Source organism: Chitinivorax tropicus (assembly GCF_014202905.1).
Taxonomy (GTDB): Bacteria; Pseudomonadota; Gammaproteobacteria; order Burkholderiales; family SCOH01; genus Chitinivorax; species Chitinivorax tropicus.
The window spans coordinates 201762-214188 of record NZ_JACHHY010000003.1 but is presented as its reverse complement, the minus strand read 5'-3'; the positions used below and the strand labels follow the sequence as shown (position 1 = coordinate 214188).

At 56.6% G+C, this 12427-nt stretch carries 14 protein-coding genes; 12 read left to right on the top strand and 2 right to left on the bottom strand.

Annotated elements, in window-relative coordinates:
- Positions 1–192 precede the first annotated feature (192 nt).
- Positions 193–1233: a type IV pilus twitching motility protein PilT gene (locus HNQ59_RS03580; protein WP_184035276.1), complete on the bottom strand. Its 1041-nt coding sequence runs from the start codon at positions 1231–1233 to the stop codon at positions 193–195.
- 111 nt (positions 1234–1344) lie between these two features.
- On the opposite strand from HNQ59_RS03580, the gene HNQ59_RS03575 reads away from it, so the two are divergent.
- The 4 genes from HNQ59_RS03575 (at position 1345) to HNQ59_RS03560 (ending at position 3865) form a co-directional block, all read left to right on the top strand.
- Positions 1345–2043, top strand: a complete 699-nt coding sequence (locus tag HNQ59_RS03575) for a YggS family pyridoxal phosphate-dependent enzyme (protein ID WP_184035274.1) — start codon at positions 1345–1347, stop codon at positions 2041–2043.
- A complete protein-coding gene (gene proC / locus HNQ59_RS03570) occupies positions 2043–2855 on the top strand; it encodes a pyrroline-5-carboxylate reductase (protein WP_184035271.1) in 813 nt (270 codons plus the stop codon). Before HNQ59_RS03575 ends, proC begins: the two co-directional genes overlap by 1 nt.
- 132 nt (positions 2856–2987) lie before the next feature.
- On the top strand, positions 2988–3584 hold the full coding sequence (locus tag HNQ59_RS03565) for a YggT family protein (RefSeq protein WP_246490833.1): 597 nt from the start codon (positions 2988–2990) through the stop codon (positions 3582–3584).
- Positions 3581–3865: a DUF167 domain-containing protein gene (locus HNQ59_RS03560; RefSeq protein ID WP_184035268.1), complete on the top strand. Its 285-nt coding sequence runs from the start codon at positions 3581–3583 to the stop codon at positions 3863–3865. The genes HNQ59_RS03565 and HNQ59_RS03560 overlap by 4 nt, the downstream gene beginning before the upstream one ends.
- A gap of 81 nt (positions 3866–3946) precedes the next feature.
- On the opposite strand, the gene HNQ59_RS03555 is transcribed toward HNQ59_RS03560, so the two are convergent.
- Entirely contained in the window at positions 3947–4342 is a 396-nt protein-coding gene (locus HNQ59_RS03555; protein WP_184035266.1) for an FxsA family protein, read from the bottom strand.
- A gap of 60 nt (positions 4343–4402) precedes the next feature.
- On the opposite strand from HNQ59_RS03555, the gene cutA reads away from it, so the two are divergent.
- From cutA to HNQ59_RS03515, 8 genes are all read left to right on the top strand, one after another.
- Complete coding sequence (cutA, locus tag HNQ59_RS03550) at positions 4403–4729, top strand: divalent-cation tolerance protein CutA (protein WP_246490832.1); 327 nt, start codon at positions 4403–4405, stop codon at positions 4727–4729.
- A gap of 157 nt (positions 4730–4886) precedes the next feature.
- The gene (locus tag HNQ59_RS03545; RefSeq protein WP_184035262.1) at positions 4887–6707 is read left to right on the top strand and encodes a protein-disulfide reductase DsbD; all 1821 of its coding nucleotides are present in this window, start codon (positions 4887–4889) and stop codon (positions 6705–6707) included.
- Positions 6707–7252 (top strand): TlpA family protein disulfide reductase, encoded by a 546-nt coding sequence (locus HNQ59_RS03540; protein ID WP_221320164.1) that lies wholly within the window; start codon positions 6707–6709, stop codon positions 7250–7252. The genes HNQ59_RS03545 and HNQ59_RS03540 overlap by 1 nt, the downstream gene beginning before the upstream one ends.
- 196 nt (positions 7253–7448) lie before the next feature.
- Positions 7449–7910 carry a type II 3-dehydroquinate dehydratase gene (gene aroQ, locus HNQ59_RS03535; protein ID WP_184035258.1) on the top strand — a complete coding sequence of 154 codons (462 nt, stop codon included), beginning with the start codon at positions 7449–7451 and terminating at the stop codon, positions 7908–7910.
- Between the two features lie 30 nt (positions 7911–7940).
- On the top strand, positions 7941–8417 hold the full coding sequence (gene accB / locus HNQ59_RS03530; RefSeq protein ID WP_184035256.1) for an acetyl-CoA carboxylase biotin carboxyl carrier protein: 477 nt from the start codon (positions 7941–7943) through the stop codon (positions 8415–8417).
- 162 nt (positions 8418–8579) lie between these two features.
- A complete protein-coding gene (gene accC, locus HNQ59_RS03525; protein ID WP_184035254.1) occupies positions 8580–9932 on the top strand; it encodes an acetyl-CoA carboxylase biotin carboxylase subunit in 1353 nt (450 codons plus the stop codon).
- Positions 9933–10033: 101 nt separating this feature from the next.
- Positions 10034–10924: a 50S ribosomal protein L11 methyltransferase gene (gene prmA, locus HNQ59_RS03520; RefSeq protein ID WP_184035252.1), complete on the top strand. Its 891-nt coding sequence runs from the start codon at positions 10034–10036 to the stop codon at positions 10922–10924.
- Between the two features lie 8 nt (positions 10925–10932).
- Complete coding sequence (locus HNQ59_RS03515) at positions 10933–12216, top strand: zinc-ribbon and DUF3426 domain-containing protein (protein ID WP_184035250.1); 1284 nt, start codon at positions 10933–10935, stop codon at positions 12214–12216.
- Positions 12217–12427 lie beyond the last annotated feature (211 nt).

Below are 12427 nucleotides of genomic sequence, written 5' to 3'. Positions count from 1 at the left end.
AAATCTGCGATCTGCCAACCCGCCAGCTACGGTCTGTAAATTGCGTCATGCCGACACAAAAAACCGACCCCCCAACACCTTCCAGCACAGGCCAAGGGCATTAGACATTGAATGCACATGCTTTATATATAGCGGATATCAGATACGCATTCAGCCCGCATGATCCATACTCAGCAGCAGCGGGCTGTATGCTTACATGAAGGCATCTTTGTTCATGGCTTTTGTACGGGCCTCGCCCACCGACACCAGATTACGGCGCACCAGCTCAGTCAGGCATTGATCCAACGTCTGCATCCCTACGGTCTGGCCGGTCTGGATGGCGGAATACATCTGGGCAATCTTGTTTTCACGAATCAGGTTACGGATCGCCGGGGTGCCGATCATGATCTCGTGTGCTGCCACTCGGCCTGTTCCATCTTTGGTTTTCAGCAAGGTCTGCGAAATCACGGCACGGATGGATTCAGATAGCATCGAGCGCACCATCTCCTTTTCCGCTGCTGGAAACACGTCAACGATACGGTCGATGGTCTTGGCCGCCGAGCTGGTGTGCAAGGTACCGAATACCAAGTGGCCGGTTTCCGCTGCGGTCAGCGCCAGCCGGATGGTTTCGAGGTCGCGCATTTCACCCACCAGAATCACGTCCGGGTCTTCACGCAGCGCTGAACGCAACGCATTGTTGAAGCTCATGGTGTGAGGGCCGACTTCCCGCTGGTTGATCAAGCACTTTTTCGACTCGTGCACGAATTCGATCGGGTCCTCGACCGTGAGGATGTGGCCATAATCGTTTTCATTGATGTAGTTGATCATCGCGGCCAAGGTAGTGGACTTGCCCGAGCCGGTAGGGCCGGTGACCAGCACGATTCCACGTGGTTGCTGAGAGATCTCAGTGAATACGCGTGGCGCATTCAAGTCTTCCAGCGTCAACACCTTGGACGGAATGGTACGGAACACCGCACCCGCACCCCGGTTCTGCACAAAGGCATTGACCCGGAAACGGGCCAGACCGGTGATCTCGAATGAGAAGTCACACTCCAGCGTTTCTTCGTAGATTTTGCGTTGGCCGTCATTCATGATGTCATACACCATGTCATGGACGTCACGGTGCTCCATCGGCGGCAAATTGATGCGTCTTACATCACCGTGCACCCGGATCATAGGGGGCAGGCCGGCAGAGAGATGCAAATCCGAGGCCTTATTCTTGACCGCGAACGCAAGCAGCTCTGATATTTCCATTTATAATCTCCCGAAATTCACGCCAAAACCTTCTGAGTTCCGCCTTGGATGCGGACTGGCGCATGTACTAAAGTGCATCAAGAAGTGCATCAGAAAACGCTGAAATTCATTATGGGCACAATAAAAACTGCATTGCAAGCAGTCAACAGTCATATCCGGGCCGCCGAGGCTTCATGCCAACGTCCAGCAGGCTCGGTTCGACTGTTGGCTGTCAGCAAGACCTTTCCCGCCGAATCTGTACGAGAAGCATTCGAAGGTGGCCAAACTGCCTTTGGCGAAAATTATGTACAGGAAGGTGTTGCAAAAATTCAAGCACTGGCCGATCTGCCATTGGAATGGCATTTCATCGGCCCGCTGCAGAGCAACAAGACCCGCCCGGTTGCCGAGCATTTCCACTGGGTACACAGCATCGATCGCCTGCGCGTGGCGGAGCGGTTGTCCGCCCAGCGCCCGGCCACTTTACCACCGCTGCAGATCTGCCTTCAGGTAAATGTGAGCGGGGAGGCCAGCAAGAGCGGCTGCGCACCTGCCGACCTGCCCGCATTGGCAGCGGCGGTTCGCACCTTGCCACACTTGCAGCTACGCGGGTTGATGTGTATACCGGAGGCGACCGACGACGAGGCTGCACTTCGTCTGCAGTTTCAAACTTTGCGCCGGGCACTGATGGAACTCAACCAAGGTGGTTTGGGTCTGGATACCCTATCGATGGGCATGTCCAACGACATGGCCCTGGCCATCAGCGAAGGTGCCACGCTGGTTCGTATTGGCACCGCCATCTTTGGCCGTCGTGCACCCATGGGAAATACATGATGAATATCACTTTTATCGGTGGCGGCAATATGGCCACCGCCCTGATTGGCGGCATGCTGCAGCAGGGGTTTGCAGCAGCCGGACTGACCGTGGTGGAGCCCGATCCGGCAAAGCGTGATGCGCTGCAGCAGCAATTTGGCGTCCAGACGCAGGCAGCCATCGAAACCGGGTTGCCAGCCTGCGATGTCATCTTGATTGCGGTGAAACCACAAAGCATGAAGGCTGTTGCGCAGCAATTGGCACCACACCTGGGCAAGCAGCTGATCATCTCCATCGCAGCGGGCATTCAGGTCAATACTCTGGCAACATGGCTGGGGGGGTATACACAGATCGTGCGAGTGATGCCCAATACACCGGCACTTGTGCGGGCAGGTATGTCCGGCTTATATGCCCCTCCCGATGTCGATACTGGCCACCGCGCACAGGCCGAGCAGATCATGCGGGCAGTGGGGCAAGTGCTATGGGTCGCGCAGGAAACCCAAATCGATGCCATCACGGCCATGTCTGGCAGCGGGCCGGCTTACGTGTTCTACTTCATGGAGGCCATGATGGCGGCGGGACGCGCTTTGGGTTTTAATGATGACGATGCGCGCAAGCTGACCTACGCCACGTTTGAGGGCGCCATCAAATTGGCATTGGACAGCCCGGACGACGCGGCAACCTTGCGCGCCAAGGTGACGTCAAAAGGCGGCACGACCGAGGCTGCATTGCATGCCATGGAAGCCGCCGGCGTCAAGCAAGGGATTGATAAAGGCATCGCCGCCGCGAATCATCGCGGTCAGGAGTTGGGTGCCATCCTTGGGCAACAATAAACTTCAATACTGGTTATAACCCGACCCTCCGGTAACCAACCAAGCCATACCAGCGTGCCCACAGACAGCACGCATTGGCAGCTACCGAGCGGTCAACGATCCTACCCATCGCATCACATTTAGAGGATGACCATGTCGCACATGGCGCAAGCATTGCGGTTTCTCATCGAAAACATCGCCGGCTTCTTTGCATTAGCCCTGCTGTTACGTTTTTACCTACAGGTGGTCAAAGCCCCGTTTCAGCACCCCTTGCCCCAGTTTTTGCTGGCCTTCACCAACTGGATCGTGCTGCCCACCCGGCGTATCGTCAAAGCCATTGGCGGTTACGATACCGCTACGCTGCTATTGGCTTGGCTGACGTTGCTGTTGAAGAACTTTCTGGTCATCAATCTGTTTCCGATCTCCATCAGCTTCGTCATGCCGGTCGCGCTCATGGGGCTGATGCTGCTGTCGGTCGTCCATGTTCTGCAGTTGTCGGTGTATCTACTGATGGGCGCCGTGATCGTACAAGCCATTCTGTCCTGGGTATCCCCTTATGGCAACCCGCTTACCCCGATTCTGGGCCGCATCACCGATCCCTTCCTACGCCCTTTGCAAAAGCGCATTCCGCCGATTGGTGGTGTGGACTTGAGCCCGCTAGTTTTGTTGTTGATCTTACAAGTGATTTTGATGTTGGCAATCAGCCCGCTGGAGAGCACCATGTTTGCCTTGATGGTCAACCAAGGGTGAGCTGGTTCAAATCACGTGGAACGGTTGTGACGCTGACTTTGCACATTCAGCCAGGGGCCAAGCACACTGAGATTGCTGGTCTGCATGGCGATGCACTGAAGATCAGGCTGGCTGCACCACCTGTCGATGGTAAAGCCAATGCGGCCCTGCTGGCTTTTCTGGCTGATCGTTTCGGCGTGCCTGTCCGTCAGGTCACACTCAAAACAGGGGAAACATCGCGGCGCAAAGTCGTGGCTATCGAGGGCAGCCCCCACTCGCCAGAATCATTGCTCGCCCACTAAAATGTTTGCTTGACCCTGACACCCAAGAAAAAGGCCCACGCTTCGGTGGGCCTTTTCTACAGATATTGTGCTGAAGACGAGTCAGCGCAGACGCTCAAACCGCTCATCCACCCGCCGGTATTCACCTTCAATCACGTCATCTTGCTGGACAGGCACAGTCGCCAACTTAGGCTGCCAGGGCAATAACAGCAGCAACGCCAGCAGGTCAGACAACACCCCAGGCACAATCAGTAACACCCCGCATAGCGCAATGCGAACATTCCACAACACCCCAGCCACGGGGTTGCCGCTACGCAGTGCCTGCATGATCAGCAAAGGAGCGCCAAGGCGCTGGCCTTTCAAAATGAGCACGCCCCCCAGGAACGATGCCAGCAGCCATACCCAGATCCACCCACCGATCAACGAGCCCACCCACAAGGTAGCTGCCAACTCCAAAACCGGAAAACCCAATACGACAAACAACACAATACGAAGCATGATCAACCCCTGGCCTCTGCTAACATGGCATCCATTACGCACGGTAACAGAGCACACTCAATGAAAACACTGCTGGTCATCACCAATCTGCCAGACCCAGCCAGCGCAGCGCAGCTGGCCCAGATGCTGGTCGACACACGGCTTGCGGCCTGCGTCAATATCCTGTCACCGGCCACCTCTGTATACCGCTGGCAAGGCAAGGTGGAGACAGCAACCGAAACCCCGCTGCTGATCAAAACCCATGCTGACCGTTATGCGGCATTGGAAGCAGCAATTCGCAGCCATCACCCATATGAACTTCCAGAAATCATCGCAGTCAATGTCGACAATGGCCTGCCTGAGTATTTGAGCTGGGTGATCGCAGAGAGTTCGCCAGCTCATGCATAAAGCCGCAAGCAGGCTGCATCGATCTGGATACCAGGCCCTCTGCAAAACACGCACGATGCTTTATTTGAGCCGAGGGTAAGAGTAGACTCATTGACCCGACCAACCCAATTTTGCGTCTGTTGCATCACATATGGCGCCATTTTTCAGAAAAACAAGTATGTCTCGTCTGCTCCGCCCATTCATTGCATTTATCATGCTGTGTTCGGCTGCCTTGACAGCACACGCGGCTGGCTCACCCGATCTGCTGCCGCCAGAACAGGCTTTTGCGGCACAAGCCCGCTTGCTTGACCCGCAAACCGTCGAGGTCAGCTACCACATTGCCAGCGGTTATTACATGTACCGCGAGCGGTTCAAATTCAAGCTCGAAACAACAGGCACCACACTGGGGGAAGCGAAGTTCCCACCCGGCAAGATCAAGCAGGACGACTATTTCGGCCAAGTTGAAACCTATCGCGACACCCTGAAATTCACATTGCCACTGGCCCAACCCACCGCTGGGCCGATCACGCTCAAAGTGACCTCACAGGGCTGCGCCGATGCCGGGGTCTGCTACCCACCCTACACCCACACGCTCAAATTGAGCCCAGGGAGCGCCAGCCCAGCCCCTTCCGGCACCGGCTCAGCCAAGCTGGATAAGCTGCTGGGAGCAGATGCCTCTGGGCCGCCGGGCGCTCAAAACCCCTTCGCAAGCAAAAGCCTGGTCAGTCTGCTGGGCTTTTTCTTTTTGGCAGGGTTGGGCTTGGCCTTCACTGCCTGCATGTACCCGCTGATCCCCATCCTGTCAGGGATCATCGTTGGCCAGGGCAAAGCCGTCAGCAAGTCACGTGGATTTTTGCTCAGCATGCTTTATGTACAAGGCATGGCGCTGGCGTACGCCTTGGCTGGCGTAGCGGCGGGCCTGACAGGCACCCTGCTCAGCAATGCATTGCAAAAGCCATGGGTATTGGGCTTATTCAGCATCTTTTTCGTGATCATGGCTGGCGGCATGTTCGGCCTATACCAGATCCAGCTGCCCAGCGGCTTGCAAAGCCGTCTCTCTGACCGGTCCAATCGTATGCAGGGCGGCCACTATGCCTCTGTGTTTGGGATGGGCATCCTCTCCGCACTGATCGTCGGCCCGTGCGTCGCCCCGCCATTGGCGATGGCTCTGGGGTACATCGGCGCAACGCGGGACGTGGTACTGGGCGGCTCCAGCCTGTATGCCATGGCCTTGGGTATGGGCACGCCCCTGATCGCAGTCGGGGTCTTTGGTGGACACATCCTGCCCCGCGCCGGTGCATGGATGAATACAGTCAAAGCCATTTTCGGCACACTCATGTTGGCCGTCGCCATCTGGATTGCCACACCGATCCTGCCCCCGCTCGCCTATATGCTGTCCTGGTCAGCCTTGCTGATCATCAGCGCCATCTACCTGCACGCACTAGACCCACTGCCAAGCAATGCAAGTGGCTGGCGCAAGCTATGGAAAGGCGTGGGCGTCATCGCCTTGCTGGGAGGCAGCGCATTGTTGCTAGGCGCATTGGCAGGCAACCGCGACGTGCTGCAACCCCTGAAGAGCTTTACCTTGGCCAGCGGGGCCCATGCGACAGCGGAGACCAGCCAGTCACACTTGGCATTCAAGCGCATCGGCTCAGTTGAGGAACTCGATCAGGCATTGGCCGACCATGCTGGCAAACGGATCATGCTCGACTTCTACGCGGACTGGTGCGTATCCTGCAAGGAAATGGAACGCTTCACCTTCACCGACCAGCGGGTTACTGCCCAGCTCAAAGACGTGGTGCTATTGCAGGCCGATGTCACCGACAACACCGACGCACACCAGCAGTTGTTGAAGCGTTTTGGTCTATTCGGCCCGCCCGGTATTATCTTTTTCAATAGCCAAGGGCAGGCCCAGGCCGAACAGGTCATCGGCTTCCAGACCGCAGATCAGTTTCTGAGCACGCTGTCGCGCCTGATTCCACCTTCCAGCGAGTCCTGATGATGAGCAAAACCAAACACTTGATGCTGATCGCCACCATTGCCGTTGCCGGTCTGGCGGCTGGCATATTCACAGCCACCCTGCAGCCGCTCTCCGCCAAAACGGTGGCCACTGCGCCAGAAACAGGCGCCGATCTGCTGAACACCCCTCTTCCTGGCCTGGATGGAAAACAACGCAAATTAAGCGATTGGAAGGGAAAAGTCGTGATCGTCAACTTCTGGGCGACCTGGTGCCAACCTTGTCGACAGGAGATTCCCGAATTTGTGGAACTACAGAACAAATACCGGGCCAAAGGGGTACAATTTGTCGGTATTGCACTGGATGAGTCTGCCGCAGTCAGCAAATTCAGCAAGGAACTCGGTATGAACTACCCGATCTTGCTGGGTGAAGAACAAGCCATGGAAATGATGCGGACAGCGGGCAACAAAGTAGGCGGATTACCGTTCACCACGATCTTGGACCGGCAGGGCAAGATTGTGTCGATTGCCGCCGGAAAACTCTCGAAAGCCAGACTGGAAGCGGCTATCGAGCAAGTGCTTGGCTGACAAGCCATTCAGGCGATTTTGCTTGCCTCAGGGTTTCTCCGCATATAAGCTATGAACCCTATCAGCAGCGCGGTGCCTGAGGCAAAGCCCGCTACACTCATCGCCATTTCCCCCATAAAATTTGCAGCGAAAGCTAGACAACTTCGCCGATCTTGCTGCAAACTGCGCCGATGTTCAAAACGCCTGTGATGCACTCATGAACGCTGCCAAGCGAGATGTTCTGGTATTGCATGGCCCGAATCTCAATATGTTGGGTATGCGCGAGCCGCACCTGTATGGCTCCGACCGCCTGGTCGATATCGACACCCGCCTGCAAGCCTCCGCCAATGCTGCGGGACTGCAATTGAGTACGCTCCAAAGCAATGCTGAACATGTGCTGATCGAACGCATTCATCAGGCATACAGCGACAATACGGGGTTCATCATCATCAACCCCGCAGCCTTCACCCATACCAGTGTCGCGTTACGTGACGCACTGGCGGCGGTGAAGATCCCATTCATTGAAGTACATCTCTCCAATGTCCATAGCCGTGAGCCCTTCCGCCATCGGAGTTATTTCTCCGACTTGGCCATTGGCGTCATATGCGGCCTGGGCGCAATGGGTTATGAGCTGGCTTTGCAGTACGCCATTCGCCAGCTTGCGGGCCAAACCGCCTAAGCCCTAGAAAACTGATAAGAAAGGACAAGCATGGACTTGCGCAAACTGAAAAAGCTGATCGAAATGGTAGAGGAATCCGGCATTGCAGAAATCGAAGTCACCGAAGGTGAAGAGAAAGTCCGCATCAGCCGTGTATCAACCAACCCCCAGGTTGCCTTTGCCTCTCAGCCGACCCAGGTTCTGTTGCCTCAATCCATGCCCATGACCGGCATCCCCGCTGCCGCACCCGCCCCCGTAGCAGCCGCCGCAGCGCCAGCAGCCCCAGCCATTGATGGTGAAACCATCAAATCGCCCATGGTGGGTACGTTCTACCGCTCACCCAGCCCTGGTGCCAAATCCTTCGTCGAAGTCGGCCAGCAGGTCAATGTAGGCGACACCCTGTGCATTATCGAAGCCATGAAACTGCTGAACGAGATCGAGGCAGAAAAGTCCGGTGTGATCAAAGCCATTTTGATCGAGAATGGCCAACCGGTGGAATACGGCGAACCCCTGTTCATCATTGGCTAAGTACAGCACACGACATTCTGGCCAAGACCAGAGACAAAGCGCGCCAACACCGGCACCACCTGAAGTGCGATTGCGTGGCGCATGTTGTTTGCTGCATTAAGCCTGTGAGGTGGTTGTCAGCCTGAGCGCGACAGCCCTGCCTCACTCCTCACGGAGCCATCCATGTTTGAAAAAATCCTGATCGCCAATCGCGGTGAAATTGCGTTGCGCGTGCTGCGCGCCTGCCGCGAGATGGGAATCAAGACCGTGGTCGTGCACTCTGAAGCCGACCGCGAAGCCAAGTACGTGAAGCTGGCTGATGAATCGGTGTGTATCGGCCCCGCACCCAGCCCGCAAAGCTACCTGAATATCCCAGCCATCATCAGCGCTGCTGAAGTCACAGATGCCCAAGCCATCCATCCGGGTTATGGCTTCCTGTCGGAAAATGCTGATTTTGCCGAGCGGGTCGAGCAGTCCGGTTTCGTCTTCATCGGCCCACGCCCAGACTCGATCCGGCTGATGGGTGACAAGGTGTCGGCCAAAGACGCCATGAAGGCAGCTGCGGTACCCTGTGTGCCAGGATCAGACGGGGCCTTGCCTGACGACCCCGCCGAAATCACACGCATCGCCAAACGCATCGGCTATCCGATCATCATCAAAGCAGCTGGAGGCGGGGGTGGTCGCGGCATGCGCGTGGTGCATACTGAAGCCGCACTGATCAACTCGGTCAACATGACCCGTGCGGAAGCCCAGGCTGCATTTGGCAACCCAACCGTCTACATGGAGAAATTCCTCGAAAACCCGCGCCACATCGAGATTCAGATTCTGGCCGACGAGTATGGGAACGCCATCTATCTCGGTGAGCGCGATTGCTCGATGCAACGCCGCCACCAGAAGGTCATCGAGGAAGCACCCGCCCCCGGCATCACCGACAAGCATCGCAAGAAAATTGGTGAGGCCTGCGCGGATGCCTGCCGCAAGATCGGCTATCGCGGTGCCGGTACATTTGAATTTCTGTTCGAGAATGGTGAATTCTACTTCATCGAGATGAACACACGGGTTCAGGTGGAACACCCAGTCACTGAGCTGATCACCGGCATCGACATTGTCCAGGAGCAGATCCGCATCGCGGCAGGCGAGAAGCTACGCTACACCCAAAAAGATGTGGTATTGCGTGGCCATGCGATGGAGTGCCGGATCAATGCCGAAGACCCTTTCAAATTCACGCCCAGCCCCGGCAGGATCACCACCTACCACCCGCCGGGCGGACCAGGCATCCGCATGGACTCCCATATCTATCAAGGCTATTTCGTCCCCCCGAACTATGACTCCATGATCGCCAAGGTCATCTCGTTCGGTGACACTCGTGATCAAGCCATGGCCCGCATGCGGATTGCACTGTCGGAGATGGTGGTAGAAGGCATTTCCACCAACATCCCATTACACAATGAGTTACTGAACGACAGCGCATTCCAGCGTGGCGGCACCAGCATCCACTATCTGGAACACAAGCTGGAACAGCGAAACAAGCGCTGACCCGCAATTTTATTGTCGCTTAGCGATGTCATTCAGATAAAATACGCAGCCGGCCTCGCGCCGGCTGTTGCTTTTATCTTCAAGCGTTTGAATCGAGAATCATGAGCTGGCTTTCCGTTACCATTGCAACCGACGCCCAACACGCCGATGCACTTTCTGACGCCCTGTTTGACCTGGGCGCCTTGTCCACCAGCATTGAAGATGCCCATGCCGGCACCGACTCTGAGCAACCGATTTTCGGTGAGCCAGGTGAGCCCAGCGATACCGTCTGGGAAGCCAGCCATGTCATCGCATTGTTCGACGAGGGCACGGATGTCGCCAGCCTGGTCGCCCAAGCCGTCGCCCAATGTGGTATTGCGCCACCTGCATTTCAGACCGTCACGGTGGAAGAGCAGGACTGGGTTCGCGCAACCCAAGCCCAATTCGACCCGATCCGCATCTCGGATCGTTTATGGATCACGCCCACTTGGCATCAACCACCCAACCCGGATGCAATCAACCTGCAATTGGACCCTGGCTTGGCATTCGGCACCGGCAGCCATCCCACCACCCGCCTGTGCCTGCAATGGCTGGATCGACACTTGGCTCATGGAGAAACCGTGCTCGACTACGGCTGTGGGTCTGGCATCCTGGCGATTGCGGCCAAAAAACTTGGCGCAGGCGATTGTCTGGGCGTGGACATCGACCCGCAGGCGATTGTTGCATCCAATCAAAATGCCGAACAGAATCAGGTCGTGGCACAGTTCTGCTTGCCAGACGCCATGCCGAAACAAACCTACGATATCGTGGTCGCCAACATCCTGACCAACCCACTCCGTATGCTGGCACCGTTGCTGGCAGGCAGCTGCAGGGCAGGTGGGCGGATCGCATTGTCTGGCATACTGGAGAACCAGGCACAGGAAATCATCGATATCTACTCCGCTTGGTTTGATCTGGATGAACCAGTCTTTGATGACGGCTGGACTTGTGTATCGGGCACCAAAACACATTGAGGATGTGAATGAAGGTCACGCACTGCCCTAATTGCCAAACCTGCTTCAAGGTCACGCCAGAGCAACTGGCGCTTTACAACGGAAAAGTACGTTGTGGTCGTTGCGCCTTCGTTTTCAATGCGTTGAACCACCTGGTCGAGGTGGAAGATATGTCCGCACAGACATTGCGCATGTCGGCCAATGCCATGTCCGGCGAACCCCTGACGCCTGCACCTGCACCTGCACCTGCACCTGCACCTGCACCTGCACCTGAGGCCGAGTCTGTGCCAGCTCCAGCGAGCGAACAGCTTATGGCAGTAGCTGAGGCACACTCAAGCGTGCAGGAGGAAATCTCCTCACCAGAGCCACAAATAAGTCTGGATACCCACGCCAAGGCTGTCGAAGCCCCCCCTTCCGACGTGCCCAGCTTCGCCATTCCAGATGACTCGTTCAATCAAGCTGCCAGTGCACCGGCCAGCGCTGTTGAAGCATTCATCGAAGCCATCAGCCCGCAATATAACGAGCCTCAGATCGCTTCTGATACCACCAGCACGCCGCTGGATGATCTACCCCAAATCAGCGAACAAGCTGTCACGCCCAGCCCGGCCCCTGCCGCCATCGACCTCCTGGCCGATGCACCCGCACCCGTGGCGGTGGAAAGCCCCCCTGCGCCGCAGAACAGCCGATATGTCGAACCAGAGCTGGATCTGGACATATGCCCACCAGCCGAGCAGGAGATACGCCCCCTGCCCCGGCAATCGCGGGTCTATCGGCCAGACACTGGCATGGATCAACTGGAGCCGGACACCCCACCGCCGCCAAGCAAGCTACGACTGCTTTGGGCACTTTTGAGCGTGGTGGCGGTATTCGGCATCTGCGCTCAATTGACATATACCTACCGGACCAGTTTGGCCACACAATTCCCTGGTAGCCGCCCCTGGCTGGAAAAGGTCTGCCATGCGATAGGTTGCGAGGTTCCCTTGCCCGCTGACGAGAATCTGATCACGCTGGAGTCGTCCGAGCTGACACCCGATGCTGAGCACCCCAACCTGATCACCCTATCCGCCACCTTGCGTAACCGCGCCGCTTATGCTCAAGCATTCCCACTGATGGAGCTGACACTGACGGACAACAATGATCAGATGGTGTTGCGGAAGGTGTTCGAACCCAAGCAATATCTGGGCGCCAATCAGCTCAGCAACATGGGCATGGCACCCAACTCTGAGGTGCCAGCACGCCTGTCATTGGATATAGGCGACGCAAAAGCATCCGGATTCCGGGTTCTGTTGTTTTTTTCAGAAAAAGGCCGATGAACTGGGCAAGATCAAGCAGAAACAGCATATTTGACCTGCCGCTGCCGATCTCCCAACTCTGCCCACTTTCTGCGTAATCTGTACGGTGTAATCTGCTGGGCCACATGCTTGTTGGCAACCCACCCAGCGCTGATGTTCATATCCGGTCATCAGCGCTGGGTGGATTTGTCAACGGCACTGGAATGTGTGCCTATAATGAGGTGAACCCGCG

Coding starts and splice junctions, on each gene's coding strand:
- HNQ59_RS03580 (WP_184035276.1), bottom strand. CDS start 1,233: ATGGAAATATCAGAGCTGCTTGCGTTCGCGGTCAAGAATAAGGCCTCG.
- HNQ59_RS03575 (WP_184035274.1), top strand. CDS start 1,345: ATGGGCACAATAAAAACTGCATTGCAAGCAGTCAACAGTCATATCCGG.
- proC (WP_184035271.1), top strand. CDS start 2,043: ATGAATATCACTTTTATCGGTGGCGGCAATATGGCCACCGCCCTGATT.
- HNQ59_RS03565 (WP_246490833.1), top strand. CDS start 2,988: ATGTCGCACATGGCGCAAGCATTGCGGTTTCTCATCGAAAACATCGCC.
- HNQ59_RS03555 (WP_184035266.1), bottom strand. CDS start 4,342: ATGCTTCGTATTGTGTTGTTTGTCGTATTGGGTTTTCCGGTTTTGGAG.
- cutA (WP_246490832.1), top strand. CDS start 4,403: ATGAAAACACTGCTGGTCATCACCAATCTGCCAGACCCAGCCAGCGCA.
- HNQ59_RS03545 (WP_184035262.1), top strand. CDS start 4,887: ATGTCTCGTCTGCTCCGCCCATTCATTGCATTTATCATGCTGTGTTCG.
- HNQ59_RS03540 (WP_221320164.1), top strand. CDS start 6,707: ATGATGAGCAAAACCAAACACTTGATGCTGATCGCCACCATTGCCGTT.
- aroQ (WP_184035258.1), top strand. CDS start 7,449: ATGAACGCTGCCAAGCGAGATGTTCTGGTATTGCATGGCCCGAATCTC.
- accB (WP_184035256.1), top strand. CDS start 7,941: ATGGACTTGCGCAAACTGAAAAAGCTGATCGAAATGGTAGAGGAATCC.
- accC (WP_184035254.1), top strand. CDS start 8,580: ATGTTTGAAAAAATCCTGATCGCCAATCGCGGTGAAATTGCGTTGCGC.
- prmA (WP_184035252.1), top strand. CDS start 10,034: ATGAGCTGGCTTTCCGTTACCATTGCAACCGACGCCCAACACGCCGAT.
- HNQ59_RS03515 (WP_184035250.1), top strand. CDS start 10,933: ATGAAGGTCACGCACTGCCCTAATTGCCAAACCTGCTTCAAGGTCACG.